This is a genomic window from Acidovorax sp. HDW3, assembly GCF_011303755.1.
Classification (GTDB): domain Bacteria; phylum Pseudomonadota; class Gammaproteobacteria; order Burkholderiales; family Burkholderiaceae_C; genus Paenacidovorax.
The window spans coordinates 2,257,748-2,272,344 of record NZ_CP049885.1 but is presented as its reverse complement, the minus strand read 5'-3'; the positions used below and the strand labels follow the sequence as shown (position 1 = coordinate 2,272,344).

Sequence of the window (14,597 nt, the reverse complement as noted above, 5' to 3'; positions counted from 1 at the left end):
GATCATGACGAACACCACCATCCACAACCGGTTCGACCCGGCAAAGAGCTTCGAGTCCATTGCTTTTCGGCAAGACAAGGTACTGCAGTCTGCAGAGCTCAACGAGATGCAGGCCATGCAGGCACACCGCCTGCGCGGTATTACCGATGCACTGTTCAAGGACGGTGATGTGGTGCGCGGCGCGCGCATTACCGTGAATGCCGACACAGGCGCCGTAAAGGCCGAAGCTGGAGCCATTTATTTGCACGGTGCAGTGCGTGGCGTGCCGCCGGGAGCATTCACCGTGCCCACGGTGGGCATCGTCAACGTCGGCATCTATCTGCGCAGTCGCACCGTCACGGAGCTGGACGATCCCAGCCTGCTCAACCCCGCCACAGGAACACCCGCCTATCAGGAAGCGGGGGCCTGGCGAACCCAGCTCACCCCCACATGGGGATACGCTGGAGACGGTCAAGCAGGGGGATTTTTTGCCGTCTGGGAGGTGGAAGACGGCTACGTGCGCAGCAAAGAGCCGCCGCCCAACCTCGACGCCGTCACCCAGGCGCTGGCCCGCTACGACCGCGATAGCGCAGGCGGCAGCTACATCGTAGAGGGCCTGACTGTCGCGCGGGCGCCAGACATGGCCACCGGCGAGCAGGTGTACACCATTGCCGAAGGGCGCGCCCGCGTGACCGGTTACGGGATGGAGCAGCGCAGCTCCCGCCGCGTGGTGTACGCCACGGCGGCAGACATCAAACTGATCGACAGCGAGCCGCACCTGAGCGCCACCGAGGCCGCGCAACGCGTTAATCTCGACCGCGCACCGGCCTTTGGCGTGCCCCAGGTACGCATCACCGCCCGCAAAACGGTTGACGTGGTGCACGGCGGCTTTGAAGGCGCCGCCGACCCACTACCAGACGCCAGCGTGGTCGAGCTTGAAAGCGTCAAGCAAGGCGCTACCCACTTCCCCATTGGGGTCGTCTGCAAACTCACAGCCGGCCAGGTGGACTGGAGCGCCGCAGGCCCTGAACCCGCACCGGGCAGCACCTACCAGGCCACGTACAAATACGTATCCAATGCCAATCCGACCGACGTAGACCACGGAGGCTTCACCGTGGCAGGGGCCCTGGCGGGAACGATCATCTTGGTCACCTACCAGCAGCAGCTCAAGCGCATCGACCGCCTGTGCATGGACGCGGGCGGAACGCCGAAGTGGGTCAAGGGTATTTCTGCAGAATGGGCCGCAGCGCCGCCGACAGTGCCGCCGGGGTTGCTGCTGCTCGCCAGCGTCTACCAAAGCTGGGATGGCCACAGCCGTGTGGTGCAAGACGGCGTGCGCGTGGTGCAAATGCCAGAGATTGCCAGCTACGCCAGCCGCATCGACCGCATCATGGAAGACCAGGCCGAGCTGCGCCTGGCCGTGGACGTCAGTGGCCGGCACGCGGGTGTGCGCAAAGGCTTGTTTGCCGACCCCTTCATTTCAGACGCCATGCGCGATGCGGGCGTGGCGCAGACGGGGGCCATCGTCGGCGGTGCGCTGCGCCTGCCGCTGGCCGTCGCCGTGCATGAGGTCGGCCAGGCCATCACCATGATCCAAAGCGTGGCCCACGGCTACAAAGTGGTGGTGCAGCAAAGCCTGCGCACCGGCGCCATGCCCATCAACCCCTACCAGTCGTTTCGGGTGCTGCCTGCGAGCGTGGTGCTCACACCTGACGTGGATCGCTGGACGGACATCACCACGCAATGGGCATCGGCCATCACCAATCGGCTCTACAGCGGATATGGCAGCCTCACCAGCTATGCAGGATCGAGCACCAGTGTGCAGCTGATCGGAGAGACCAGCACCAACATCGAGCACCTGCGCCAAATCGACGTGCGCTTTGACCTGGCGGGCTTTGCGCCCGCAGAGCAGCTGGCATCCGTCACCTTCGATGGCATTGGCGTAGCCCCGCAGGCACTGCCAGGCGGCACCCTGATTGCCGACGCACAAGGCAAGCTCTCGGGCCGGTTTCGCGTACCGGCGAGCGTGCCGGCCGGAACAAAGGAAGTCACGTTTGCAGGCACTGGCGGCAGCACCGGCGTGCAGTTCTTCACCGGGCAAGGCACAGCCATCCTGCAAAAAAAGCAAAACGTCACCACCGAGCAATGGAATCGCTATGACGCACCCGTGTCCAGCGGCGGAGGCTACGTCGTTGGGCCAGGCAGCAACAACGGAAACTCAAAGCCCCAGGAATCGGCTTGCAGCTCGCGCTGGGCATTCGTTTTGGGGCTCGATCCGCTGGCGCAAACCTTCAGTCTGGACGCTGCCGGCCAGATTGCAGGGGTAGATGTGCGCTTTACCAAGGCCGCCGGCGACGTCATCGTGCAGGTGCGTGAGACGCTGGTGGGCATCCCATCGAGCGAGGTGCTGGTACAGCAAACCGTGCGCGCACAGGACATGGTAGCCAATGGCTACACCCGCATCACATGGCCGCCCATTTTGCTGGCCGCCGGGCGCGAATATGCGCTGGTACTCATTTGCAACGACCCCGACACCGCCGTCTCCATTGCCGAGCTGGGGGCCGCAGACATCGACAGCGCCCGCTGGGTCACCAGCCAGCCGTACCAGGTGGGCGTGCTGCTATCGAGCTCCAACGCCAGCACCTGGACGCCACACCAAGACCGGGATCTAACGTTTCGCCTGTTGGCTGCGGACTACACATCAGCAGAACGCGTCATCGACCTGGGCAGCGCAAACGTAGTTGGCGCGACCGACCTCATGGTCATGGGCTACGCCGACAGCCCGGCCCCCGGCGCATCCATGGTGTTCGAGCTGGAGTTTCCGGGCACGGGCGGGCAAACCGTGCGCGTGGCCGATGGGCAAGTGATCTGGCTGGGCGCGCCCTACACCGGCGCCGTGCAGGTGCGTGCACGCCTGCGCACCAATGCCGGCATGGCCGCCGTACTGCACCCGGGTGTGCAGCTGATCGCGGGCGCACTGCAGGCAGCAGGCAACTACATCACGCCCATGGTCACGGCGGGAGCCAACAGCCGCGTGCGCGTCATCTTTGATGCGGAAATACCTGCAGGCGCCGCCGTGCATGTGCACTGCCAAGGCAGTGCCGAAGGCGCCGCATGGGTCGAAGTGCCTTACCTGACATCGAGCGCAGCGACGGCGGGCGTGCGCGAGATACAGCACGAGCTGGACGGCTTCACCGCCGATCGATTGCGTGTGCGCATGAGCCTGAGCGGCAACACCGCAGCCCGCCCCAGCGTGCGCAACTTGCGCGTCGTGGTGCTGTAACCCAAGGAACCGCCATGCCAACCACCACCCCGGGACACCCCATAGACCAGCGCACGCAGCAGCTGTCCATTCCGCTGCCGCACATCGACAACTGCCACGAGGATGACGTACCGCGCCTGAGAACGGCCATCGAAATGATCGATGCCGCCGTGCACGGCGCCCAGGAGCAATTGGCAGGAATTAATGCCGCCAACGCAACTGCGCTCGCCGACAAAGTTGACAAAGTAGCGGGCAAGGGCCTGAGCGCCAATGACTACAGCAGCGCGGACAAAGCCAAGGTGGCGGGGCTTGGCACAGCGGCTACTGCCAATGTCACAACTTCACCCTTAGATACAACCGCAGGGCGGGTGCTTAAGGTTGGTGATTTCGGGTTGGGCGGGCCGACCCAGATACTGAGTAGCGCGCAGGAAAATGCGCTTGGGTCTAGCAGTACTTGTTCCTACTCAACCGCTGATGAGTCCAATCTACAGTCGTACTCTGGAGTGCTGCAGATTGGCTATCACATGGGCGCCTACGCCACGCAGATTTCATCGGGGATGGGCAATTCAACACCTGTCTTGAAAGTGCGCGTACTTAACGACGGCGCATGGGGTGCGCCTGCCACACTCTTGCATACAAACAATATCGCGCAGTCCGAGGGTGGCTCCACCGGCTACCCCATGTCGCAAGCCGCGACGACGGCTGCTATCAACAACCACACCCATAGCGAATTTAACAAACTCCACCGCCTTGGCAGCGTGACAAACCTGGGGCAGGACGGCGGCGCAAAGACCATGGATTTGTCCGTGGGCGGCACTTTCTCATGCTGGGTTAACGCCAACACCACGTTCGCATTCAGCAACGTCCCGGCTGGAGCAGATTGTGAAATCTCCCTGGAGATAGCCCACATCAGCGGCACCATCACACTGCCCGCAGATTGCTATTGGTCAAATGGGATAGCCCCTCAATTCACCACAAGCAAGTGCCATGTGCTTTTCTTCAAGCGCCGATCGCTGGGAGGCTGGTATGTTTCTGCATTGACAGGATTCGGATTATGAGCCGACGCATGATGATGGCGGCGAGCAATGAGTTTGTATTGAATATCGCCACGAATGTGGCCGCCCCAAATATCTGGGCACTGGCTATTGCTCAGGGGTGGGATAAAACAAAAAAGTTGCGCGTAAATATCACAGCGCCGCTGGTAAATGTATTAAATATACACAATAACGCATATCCCGGAGGGTTGCATATTGATATTAGTGCAGCAACGAGGATTGGTTCAAGCAGCCAACTAAGTCCAATTTCCGCCCTATATACATTTGTAAATTGCACAATCAATAATTTAGGAATTATTTCTGGCGCTGGCGGATGTGGTGGTAGTGGCGCCACATGCTGGGTACGCTACTCATCAGGAGGTGAAGTATTTGGGATTGGTGGCTCAGGTGGCATGGGCCACGGCTTTGAGTCCGTATCCAGTCTAAATATCATCAATGCGCAACCAGGGAGTTCAGGTACATACGGACAATACAACGGCTCGATTATTGGCGGACATACAAGACCTTGGGCGAATGGGGGCAGTGGCGGCAGTGGTGGCAACACATGGGGTGCGCAGGGGGGCTATGGCCTTTACGGTTCATACGGCGGTAATTATTCTAGTTACGATCCAGGTAATCCGTTTCCTGGCTCCACAAGCATTTCAGTGGAAGGCAACAACAAAATCACATGGATAAACACAGGCACGCGCTTGGGAAGCATCCTGCCATAGGAGAATAAAATGCATATCAATACCACTACCATGGAAGCAGTCAATCTGGAGCAGCTGCGCCAAAAGTATCCGCACACGATATTTCCAGACCAATTTGAAGGTGATTTTGAAGAGTACGCCTTCATTCATCCGGAGCCAACGCCTGAATATGATGCAGCCACGCACAAGGCGGTAGAAGGCGAGCCTGCACGGGATGATGGCGGCGTGTGGCGACAGGTGTGGGGAGTCGTCGAGCTGACGGAGCAAGAGCTTGCCGCCAGAGTCCCACAGTCCTGCACCCCAGCACAGGGATTGGTCGCGCTGTATGCAATCAAGGGCGTTACTGAGCAAGACATCTTGGATGCCATCGAATCCATCCACGATCCGGCGCAAAAGTACGCGGTGAAGATTGGCTATCAACGGGCTATCACCTGGGAGCGCCAAAGCGCATCTATGCAAGCCATGGCTGCGCTGCTGTCTCTTTCTCCTCAAGACCTGAATGACTTGTTTAGTCATGCATACGGGGTGCAGGTATGAATTCCTGGATCGCCCGCCTCTTGATTGCCATCGACCAGCTCGTGAACGTGCTCCTGAACGGCGAGCCCGACGAAACGCTGTCGAGTCGCGCCCACCGAATGCGTGAGAAAGGCCAGCCCTACTGGGGCTGGACTGCGGGCGCAATTGACCTGCTTTTCTTTTGGCAGCCAGAGCACTGCCGCCAGGCGTACGAGAGCGAATGCCGGCGCCTGCAGGCGCCGCCGCAGCTGCGCAACTGACACCACAACCGCACCAAACCACTGGAGATCATCACCATGGCAGTAGCACCCTTTCACCACGGCATTCGCGTCAACGAAGTCAGCGACGGCATCAACGCCATTCGCATCGTCTCCACCGCCATCATTGGCCTGGTGGCCACAGGCAGCGATGCCGACGCGGCAACCTTCCCGCTGAACAAACCCGTGCTCGTAACCAAAGTGGATGCCGCCCTGGGCAAGGCCGGCACCAAGGGCACACTCGCCCCGGCGCTGGCGGCCATCAAAGAGCAGTGCCGCCCGGTGATCGTCATCGTGCGCGTCCCGGACGGCGAAGGCGCAGACGAAGCCGAAAAAATCGTTGACCAGGACGCCAAAGTCATCGGTACCACCGTGGGCAGCCAGTACACCGGCATTCAAGCGCTGCTGGCGGCGCAAAGCCAGCTCGGAGTCAAGCCGCGCATCATCGGCGCGCCAGGGCTCGACAGCCAGCCCGTGGCAGACGCGCTGGCATCCGTCGCCATCAAACTGCGCGGCTTTGCATACTGCGCCGCAATTGGCGACAACGTAAGCGAAGCACAGGCCTACCGCGACAACTTTGGCCAGCGCGAGCTCATGCTGATCTGGCCGGGCTGGAAAGCCTTTGACGTGCGCAGCGCGAGCGTGCAAACCGTCTCGCCAGTGGCATACGCCATGGGCCTGCGCGCAAAAATCGACCAAGAGCAGGGCTGGCACAAAACGCTCTCGAACGTGCCACTGTCGGGCGTGCTGGGCATCTCGCGCGACGTGCACTGGGACTTGCAAAGCCCCGATACCGACGCCGGCCTGCTCAACCAGAACAGCATCACCACCCTGATCCAAAGCCAGGGACACCGCTTCTGGGGCTCGCGCACCTGCTCCACCGACGAACTCTTTCGCTTCGAGTCGGCCGTGCGCACCGCGCAGGTGCTGGCAGACACCATGGCCGAGTCGCACTTTTGGGCCATCGACAAACCCATGCACCCCAGCCTGGTCAAGGACATCCTCGAAGGCATCAACGCCAAGTTCCGCGAGCTCAAGGCGCTGGGCTGCATCCTCGACGGAAAAGCCTGGTACGACGAAAGCGTGAATGAAACCGCCACCCTCAAAAGCGGCAAGCTCGTGCTCGACTACGACTACACCCCCATCCCGCCGCTCGAAGACCTGAGCTTTCGCCAGCGCATCACCGACCGCTATTTTGCCGACTTCGCCCTGCGCGTAGGCACCGGCCAGTAACCCAAACCACCAAAGGAGAACCCCATGGGACTGCCCCGCTCCCTCAAAAACTTTGCCACCTTCATTGATGGCAACAACTACGTCGGCGAAATGCCCGAAGTGGGCCTGCCCAAGCTCACCCGCAAAATGGAAAAGTACCGCGCCGGCGGCATGAACGGCGAGGTGCAGCTCGACTTCGGCATGGAAGCCATCGAGGCCGAGCTCACCGCCGCCGGCTACATGAAAGACCTTTTCACCACATGGGGCACCATGCGCCACGACGGCGTACTGCTGCGCTTTGCCGGCGCCCTGCAGGGCGACGACAGCGAAGGCGTGGACGCGCTCGAAGTCGTCATGCGCGGGCGCTTTACGGAAATCGACGCCGGCAAAGCCAAGGCCGGCGACAAAACCGAGATCAAGTACAAGGCAGCCGTCAGCTACTACAAGCTCTCCATCAACGGCGAAGTGCTGCTCGAAATCGACCCCGTCAACTTCATTGAAGTCGTCGGCGGCATCGACCGCCTGGCGCAAGTGCGCGCCGCCCTGGGCATTTAACGCCCGCGCAGGGGCCCGGCCCCGGCAACCCACCCAAACCACACCACCACCACACCACCACCATGAAACAAGCCACCGAAGCCACCACCACCATGACCGAAGCCCCCGCCCGCGCCCGCGCCAGCGTGCAGCTGCAAGAACCCATCGTGCGCGGTGCCCAGCGCATTGAAACCCTTGCCATCTTGCGCCCGCGCACCGCAGACCTGCGCGGCCTGGCCCTGACAGAGCTGCTGCAAATGAAAGCCGACACCGTTGCCGCCGTGCTGCCGCGCATTACCGAGCCCAGCATCTTGCGCCACGAAGTGGACGCCATGGACCCGGCAGACCTGCTGGCCTGCGCCGTGGAGGTAACCGGTTTTTTGGTACCCAAAGCAGTCACGGCATCCCAGGCCGAGTAGAAGAGGCCATGGCCGACCTGGCCATCCTCTTTCACTGGCCGCCCAGCGCCATGGACGCCATGGAGCTGGGCGAGCTCATGCACTGGCGCGCCCTGGCCGTAGAGCGCCACCAGCAGCTGCACGCCAGCGCCGACTGAGCCCGCCAACGCCAGCCGCCCAACACCCGCCGCCCAACACAAGCCCCACCGCCAGCGCTACCATGCAGCACCATGACCGCCCTCCTCACCAACGCCGCCATCATTGCGCTGCTGATACTGGCCCTGCTGGTACTGGCAGGCTGGCTACTGACCGCCGCCCAGCTTGCGCGCCAGGCCGCCAACGCCCTGAGCGCACCCGCGCAGCGCCAGGCCCAGCAGGAGTACGACGACACCATGGCCCTGCTGCAAGAATGCGAAGCATTGCGCCTGCAGGTGCAAAAAGAACAGCAGCAGCGGCGCCAACGCCTACCCCTGCCGTAGCCGCGCGCGCCGCCATGGGGGTGCGCCATGGCTGACATGCGAATGCGCCTGCTCATCGAGCTCAAAGACCGCGCCCTGGCGCCGCTGCAGCGCATCACCCAAGGCAGCGGCAAAGCCGCGCAGGCGCTCAAAGACACCCAGGCGCAGCTCAAGCGGCTGAACGAGCAGCAGCGCACCCTGGACAATATGGGCTCCAGGCGCCAGGCGCTGGGCGATGCAGCCAAAAAACTGCGCGAGCTGAAGCAGCAGCTCCAGGCCATGGGCGCCGCTGGCCAGGCCAGCGCCAAAGACATGGCCGCCCAGCAAAAAGCGGTGGACAAAGCCAGCCAGGCATGGCGCGCCCAGCGGCAAGCCGTGCAGGCCCTGCGCCGCCAGCTCACCACCTTGGGCATCAGCAACACCGCAGAAACACAGCGCAACCTGGGCGCCGCCATAGAGCGCACCAACGCCGCCGTGGCCAGGCAAGAAGCGGCCATGCGCCACGCTGCAAAAGCCAGCCAGGCCCTGCAGCGCGCCCAGCAGCGCGGCATGGGCATGACGGCCACCGGCGCCGGCGCCTACTGGGCCGGGCGCAACGCCCTGCAGGCCGGTGCGCATGGGCCCATGGAGCAAGGCAAGAGCGCAGCCATGGAAGAGGTGCGCATTCGCGCCCTGGGGCTGCAAAAAGAGCAGGCCGACGAAGCCATAGCATTCGCGCGCGACTTCAAGAGCTACGGCACCAGCACGCTCGACAACTTGCAGCTCATGCGCGACGCCGTGACCGTCTTCAACGACACGCACCACGCCAAAGACGCCCTGCCATTCTTGGCAAAAATGAAAGCTGCCAACGAGGTGGTGTTTGGCCAGGAGCACGCTGCCGACAATGAGCGCAAGTTCATGGACATGATGAAAGTCATCGAAATGCGCAACGGCGCCAACAACCGCGAAGACTTTGAGCGCAACGGCAACCTGGTGCAGCAAGTCATTACGGCCACCGGCGGGCGCGTGGGCGCTGAAGACTGGCTGCACCTGATCAAAACCGGCGGCGTGGCCGCCAAGGGACTGAGCGAGAAAGAATTCTTCTACCGCCTCGAACCGCTGGTGCAAGAAATGGGCGGCGACAGGGTGGGCACGGGCATGATGAGCGCGTACCAAAACCTCTACCAAGGCCGCACCACAAAACGCGCCGCGCAAATGCTCGACAGCCTGGGGCTGATTGCCGACCCGAGCAAAGTCAAGCACGACAAGGTGGGGCAAATTTCACAGCTGGGCGTGGGCGCGCTCAAGGGCGGGGAGGTGTTCCAGCGCAGCCAGTACGAATGGCTCAACACCGTTCTGGTACCGGCCCTGGCGGCAAAAGGCATTACCGGCGAAAAAGAAGTGCTCGATGCCATGGGCGGCATATTCAGCAACCGCACCGCTGCCGCCCTTTTTGCCACCATGTACCAACAGCGGCAGATGATCGACAAGGCGTACAAACTCAACGCCTCTGCAGACAACGTCGATACCCTGCACCAACGCGCCAAAGGCACAGCCAGCGGTGCAGAACGCGACCTGAGCGCCCGCAAAAACGACCTGTACGAACGCCTGGGCGCCGCCGTGCTGCCAGGCTACGTCAAGCTGCTCGAAGTCGTCACCGACGTGGTAGAGGGCCTGAGCAACTTTGCCAAGGCCAACCCCGGCGTCACTGCCGCCATTGGCTACACCGCTGCTGGCATTGCCGGGTTGATGACCACCGTAGGCGCGCTGCTGATACCGCTGGGCATCTTGCTGGCCAAGGGCGCGCTGCTGCGCTGGGTGCTCAGCAAAATAGGCCTGGGCCTGTTTGGCGCCGGCGCTGCAGCACAGGGCGCAAGCGCTGGCCTGGGCCTGTGGGCACGCATGGGCGCGGCCATTGCCGGCGCGTGGGCCTGGGTCAAGGCCGGGCTGGGGCCGCTGCTCGCGCGCCTGGGGCCCATGCTGGCCAGCGCCTGGCGCGCAGCCGTGCCCATGCTGCTGGCAGCAGGGCGGGCGCTGCTCATGCTGGGGCAGTTTTTGCTGGCCACGCCGCTGGGCCTGGCCATTACGCTGCTGAGCACGGCGGCCTACCTGCTCTACACCCGCTGGCAAGACATCAAAGGCGGGGCCATGGCCCTGTGGCAAGACATGCAGGCCCTGGCCGGGCGCATGGCCAGCGCTGGGGCCGACATTGTGCAGGGCCTGGTCAACGGCCTGGGCAGCGGCTGGGCAGCGCTGCGCGAGCGCGTGGGCAGCATGGCCGACGAGGTAGCCGCCACGTTCAAAGAAAAACTGGGTATCAACAGCCCATCGCGCGTGTTCATGGAATACGGCGGCTGGATTGCCCAGGGCGCCGCCCTGGGCATGGAAGGCGGCCAGGCCGGCGTGCGCGCCGCCGCGCTGGCCATTGCCGGGGTGGCTGCGGGCGTGGCCACGCCGGCCATGGGGGGTATGCCAATGCCTGCGCCCCTGGCCGGTGCCGCAGCCCAAGGCAGCGGCCAGGCCGGCGCGGCCAGCGCCGCCATGGCGCCAGCGGGGGGCAGCAGCTACCAAATCACCATCAACGCCGCACCCGGCATGGACGAACGCGCCCTGGCGCGGGCCGTGGCGCAGGAGCTGGACAAGCGCGAGCAGCGCGGGCGCTCGCGCGTGCTCTCACAGCTGTCGGACATTGACTGACGCACCAAAGGACACCCCACCATGCTCATGGCACTGGGCCAATTTGTATTCGGGCTCGACACCCTCGCGTTTGAGAGCCTGCGCCGCGCCAGCGCCTGGCGCCACCCCAGCCAGTCGCGCGTGGGCGCCATGCCTGCGCGCCAGTACCTGGGCGCGGGCGACGACACCATCACGCTCTCGGGCGTGCTCGCGCCCGAGTTTCGCGGCACGGCCACCAGTCTGGCGCAGCTGCGCGACATGGCTGGCAGAGGAAACGCGTTTGCGCTGGTATCGGGCGCGGGCGACATTTTTGGCGCCTACGTGATCGAGAGCCTGCAAGAGACGGCCACCCTGTTCGTGCCCGATGGCCGGCCCCGGCGCATCGAATTCGAGCTGCAGCTGCAGCGCGTGGACGCGGCCCTGAGCGACGCCGCCGGCGGCACCGACCCCGGCGGCGGCACGGGCGAGGAAGACTGGTGGGAGTGGTGGCTGTAATGGCGGGCAAACTCCACACCCAGGCCGAGTACCCCAGCCACCAGCCCACGTTTGAGCTGCTGGTGGCCGGGCGCAGCATTACGCGCACCGTTGAATCGCGCCTGATCAGCCTGAGCCTGGCCGAATCGCGTGGTGAAGAGGCCGACCAGCTCGACCTGGTGCTTGACGACAGCGACGGCTGCATGGCCCTGCCAAGCAAGGGCCAAACCATCGAGCTGCGCCTGGGCTGGGCCGGCTGGGGCATGGTGGACAAGGGCAGCTACACGGTCGATGAGGTGGAGCACAGCGGCGCGCCAGACAAAATCAGCATCAAAGCGCGCGCCGCCGACATCAAGCGCAAGCTGCGCTCGCGCGCCGAGCACAGCTACCACGACACCACGCTGGGCGCCATCGTGCGCGAGGTGGCCGCGCGCAACAAGCTCCAGGCCAAGGTGGACGCCAGCCTTGACGGCGTGAAGGTAGAGCACGTTGACCAGACGCACGAGAGCGACCTGCACTTTTTAAGCCGCCTGGCGCGCCAGCACGACGCGGTATGCACGGTGAAAAAAGGGCGCCTGGCGTTCCTGCCCATCAACGGCAGCAAGAATGCCGCCGGCCAGGCGCTCGATGGCTGGCTGCTCACCCGCGCAGACGGCGACCAGCACCGCTACCACAGCGCCGAGCGCGACGCCTACAGCGGCGTGCGCGCGCACTGGCACGACAAAGGCAAGGCCGAAAAGCAAAGCGCCCTGGTGGGCACCGAGGAGAACGAAAAGCGCCTCAAGGACACCTACGGCAGCGAGGCCGACGCCCTGGCCGCCGCCCGCGCCGAGATGGGCCGCGTCAAGCGCGGCAAGGCCACCATGGAGCTGACCATGGCCCTGGGCCAGCCCCTGCTCATGCCGCAAACGCCCATCACGCTGCGCGGCTTCAAGCCCGAGATCGACGCCACGCCCTGGCTGCTCAAAAAAGTCACGCACGAACTGGGAGACGGCGGCTTTACCAGCACGCTCGAACTGGAGACGCGCGGGGGAAAGGGTGACAAGGACGGAAAGGACGACAAGGAAAGCGACGACAGCGGGGATGGCAGCAGCACCGGCAGCGACGCGGGCAACACCGATTAGTAACGTTTGACGATAGTAACGCCGTGGGTTACTATTTCGGCATGGCGATCCAATCCTTCAAGTGCCACGACACGCAAACCCTGTTTACCCTGCAGCGCGTGCGCCGCTGGATCAGCATAGAAGCGGTAGCGCTGCGAAAGCTGCGCATGTTGCACGCTGCAGCAGATTTGCGTGATCTGCTGATACCGCCGGGCAACCGCCTCGAAGCACTGCGGGGCGACCGTGCGGGGCAGCACAGCATTCGCATCAACGACCAGTGGCGCGTGTGCTTTGTCTGGACGGCGCAAGGCCCCAGCCATGTTGAGATTGTTGACTACCACTGACAGCGCAAAGGAGCACGAAGCCATGACGCACCGCCTGACCCTGCCCACCCCCGGCGAAGTACTGGCCGCAGAGTTTTTGCAGCCGCTGGGCATCACACCCTACCGGCTGGCCAAGGAAATCCACGTACCGCAAACGCGCATTGCAGCCATCATCAAGGGAGGCCGCACCATCACCGCAGACACGGCCCTGCGCCTTGCGCGCTACTTTGGCACCAGCGCCGCCTTCTGGCTCAATCTGCAGCAGCAGTACGACACCGACACCGCCGCACAGCGCCTGGCGCAAGAGCTTGCCAACATCGAGCCCCTGGCGCTGCTGGCCTGACGGTGTGCGCTGGCTGTAATGGCTGCGCACACAGCACGCACCACACAAGCAAGCCAGCGAAAGGTCAACAATGGGGCAATGCACACCCCCAACGAAGTGATTGACCTGGCCGAGAAGCACAGCCAGGAAGTGGCCCGGTTTAGCCTGGCCGGGCTTGAAGAAGCGCGCAAGCGCGCCAACGCGCTACTGGTGCTGCTGCTCGCTGGCGGCGGCGCACTGGGAGGGCTTGGGTTGGCGCGGGTGGATGCGTACTTGCCACTTGCAGCCGCTGCCATGGCCGGGGCAGTGCATTGGTTTGCGCTGGCCGCCTACGTGGCATGGAACGCAAGCACCACAGCGCAAATTCGCAGTTGGGCAACGCCAGAGCTTGCGGAACATGGCTATGGCAAATGGCTGGCCTATGCCAAGGCAGCGAATGCAGAGGCCGCAGCACGTGGCACAACGGACAACGGGATCAATGTGCTGCAAGAGCTGCGCCTGGAGGCCGTGCGCAACTGCGAGCAGGCCGCGCAAGAATACCGCGCCGCATCTGGCGCTGCCTATGCCGTGGTGGACAGGGCTTACCGCCTGGCGGCCTGTATGCCGATCAGCGCTGCGGCGGCTGCGGCGCTGGTGCTGGTGCTGGGCGGTCGTTAAGGGTCGTAAACAGCTGCTTTTTGCGAACATACAAAGCATGAAAAAACGCAAGCCCTTCCCAATTTTCAAAAGCCGCGCGATTGGCTCGACGTACGATTTTGCGGCCTCACTCATGCGCCAAAAAGCCGCCGCCCCAGCGGCACAAGCTGTCGCATCAATGCGTCGTACTCCTTGCGCAGCCGCAGCGGCAGTTCAATCTCACCATGCTGGTCTGCCAAAGTTCCAGTGTTGAGAATCTCAAACCGCCGCTTCATCAGATAGATGAACTGGCGCACCTTTGGGTCTTTTGTCAGCGGCTTTCGCACGTTGTCAACTTGGCGCCCTTCGTATTGCCGCGTTGGGTCGGCAACAAAGGTGATGGACGAAAACGGCATCGGGCGCTGGGCTATATCAAACAATGCACCATTGGCCGGGTGTGACCAAACGGCATGAAATTCCGCCTCGATGAGTACGCCAGGAGCTTCCCAAAATGCCCAGCCAAGAACGCGGCTTCCACCTTCTTCACGCACTCGCTGGTCAACGGTTTCAAAACAATCCATCTGCAAGGCGCGCGGATCTGGGGTGCAGGGTATAGAAACGGCAGCAGCGCCGGGCACCACCTCTTGGCAAAACGCAGCGACATGGGGCATCGCAATATCAGCGGCAATTGTCATAACGGTCCTTAGATGCCTTTGCGGTACAGCACCTCGCAACGGTACTGGCG

The 14,597-nt window shown here is 63.3% G+C and carries 17 protein-coding genes; 16 read left to right on the top strand and 1 reads right to left on the bottom strand.

Annotation, left to right across the window (positions count from 1 at the left end):
• The first annotated feature begins 4 nt into the window (after positions 1-4).
• From G7045_RS10430 to G7045_RS10355, 16 genes are all read left to right on the top strand, one after another.
• Positions 5-3,262 (top strand): DUF4815 domain-containing protein, encoded by a 3,258-nt coding sequence (locus tag G7045_RS10430; RefSeq protein WP_166159575.1) that lies wholly within the window; start codon positions 5-7, stop codon positions 3,260-3,262.
• Positions 3,263-3,276: 14 nt separating this feature from the next.
• Positions 3,277-4,299: a hypothetical protein gene (locus tag G7045_RS10425; RefSeq protein WP_166155512.1), complete on the top strand. Its 1,023-nt coding sequence runs from the start codon at positions 3,277-3,279 to the stop codon at positions 4,297-4,299.
• Entirely contained in the window at positions 4,296-5,006 is a 711-nt protein-coding gene (locus G7045_RS10420) for a hypothetical protein (protein ID WP_166159574.1), read from the top strand. The genes G7045_RS10425 and G7045_RS10420 overlap by 4 nt, the downstream gene beginning before the upstream one ends.
• Before the next feature lie 9 nt (positions 5,007-5,015).
• Positions 5,016-5,522: a hypothetical protein gene (locus G7045_RS10415; protein ID WP_166159573.1), complete on the top strand. Its 507-nt coding sequence runs from the start codon at positions 5,016-5,018 to the stop codon at positions 5,520-5,522.
• The gene (locus G7045_RS10410; protein ID WP_166159572.1) at positions 5,519-5,761 is read left to right on the top strand and encodes a pseudouridine synthase; all 243 of its coding nucleotides are present in this window, start codon (positions 5,519-5,521) and stop codon (positions 5,759-5,761) included. The genes G7045_RS10415 and G7045_RS10410 overlap by 4 nt, the downstream gene beginning before the upstream one ends.
• Before the next feature lie 36 nt (positions 5,762-5,797).
• On the top strand, positions 5,798-6,991 hold the full coding sequence (locus G7045_RS10405; protein ID WP_166159571.1) for a phage tail sheath protein: 1,194 nt from the start codon (positions 5,798-5,800) through the stop codon (positions 6,989-6,991).
• Between the two features lie 24 nt (positions 6,992-7,015).
• On the top strand, positions 7,016-7,525 hold the full coding sequence (locus tag G7045_RS10400) for a phage major tail tube protein (RefSeq protein ID WP_166159570.1): 510 nt from the start codon (positions 7,016-7,018) through the stop codon (positions 7,523-7,525).
• Between the two features lie 62 nt (positions 7,526-7,587).
• Positions 7,588-7,923 (top strand): phage tail assembly protein, encoded by a 336-nt coding sequence (locus G7045_RS10395; protein WP_205737185.1) that lies wholly within the window; start codon positions 7,588-7,590, stop codon positions 7,921-7,923.
• An 8-nt stretch (positions 7,924-7,931) separates the two neighbouring features.
• Positions 7,932-8,060, top strand: a complete 129-nt coding sequence (locus tag G7045_RS10390) for a GpE family phage tail protein (protein ID WP_166159569.1) — start codon at positions 7,932-7,934, stop codon at positions 8,058-8,060.
• 72 nt (positions 8,061-8,132) lie between these two features.
• On the top strand, positions 8,133-8,381 hold the full coding sequence (locus tag G7045_RS10385) for a hypothetical protein (RefSeq protein ID WP_166159568.1): 249 nt from the start codon (positions 8,133-8,135) through the stop codon (positions 8,379-8,381).
• A 27-nt stretch (positions 8,382-8,408) separates the two neighbouring features.
• The gene (locus tag G7045_RS10380) at positions 8,409-11,036 is read left to right on the top strand and encodes a phage tail protein (RefSeq protein ID WP_166159567.1); all 2,628 of its coding nucleotides are present in this window, start codon (positions 8,409-8,411) and stop codon (positions 11,034-11,036) included.
• Positions 11,037-11,057: 21 nt separating this feature from the next.
• Complete coding sequence (locus G7045_RS10375) at positions 11,058-11,510, top strand: phage tail protein (protein ID WP_166159566.1); 453 nt, start codon at positions 11,058-11,060, stop codon at positions 11,508-11,510.
• Positions 11,510-12,613, top strand: coding sequence for a contractile injection system protein, VgrG/Pvc8 family (locus G7045_RS10370; RefSeq protein WP_166159565.1), 1,104 nt, complete (start codon positions 11,510-11,512; stop codon positions 12,611-12,613). Before G7045_RS10375 ends, G7045_RS10370 begins: the two co-directional genes overlap by 1 nt.
• A 41-nt stretch (positions 12,614-12,654) precedes the next feature.
• Positions 12,655-12,936 carry a type II toxin-antitoxin system RelE/ParE family toxin gene (locus tag G7045_RS10365; RefSeq protein ID WP_166159564.1) on the top strand — a complete coding sequence of 94 codons (282 nt, stop codon included), beginning with the start codon at positions 12,655-12,657 and terminating at the stop codon, positions 12,934-12,936.
• Between the two features lie 22 nt (positions 12,937-12,958).
• A complete protein-coding gene (locus G7045_RS10360; RefSeq protein WP_166159563.1) occupies positions 12,959-13,258 on the top strand; it encodes a HigA family addiction module antitoxin in 300 nt (99 codons plus the stop codon).
• 78 nt (positions 13,259-13,336) lie between these two features.
• Positions 13,337-13,894 carry a hypothetical protein gene (locus G7045_RS10355; RefSeq protein ID WP_166159562.1) on the top strand — a complete coding sequence of 186 codons (558 nt, stop codon included), beginning with the start codon at positions 13,337-13,339 and terminating at the stop codon, positions 13,892-13,894.
• A 110-nt stretch (positions 13,895-14,004) separates the two neighbouring features.
• Here G7045_RS10355 and G7045_RS10350 read toward each other — a convergent pair whose 3' ends face one another.
• Positions 14,005-14,547, bottom strand: a complete 543-nt coding sequence (locus G7045_RS10350) for a zinc chelation protein SecC (RefSeq protein ID WP_166159561.1) — start codon at positions 14,545-14,547, stop codon at positions 14,005-14,007.
• Positions 14,548-14,597: the final 50 nt, after the last annotated feature.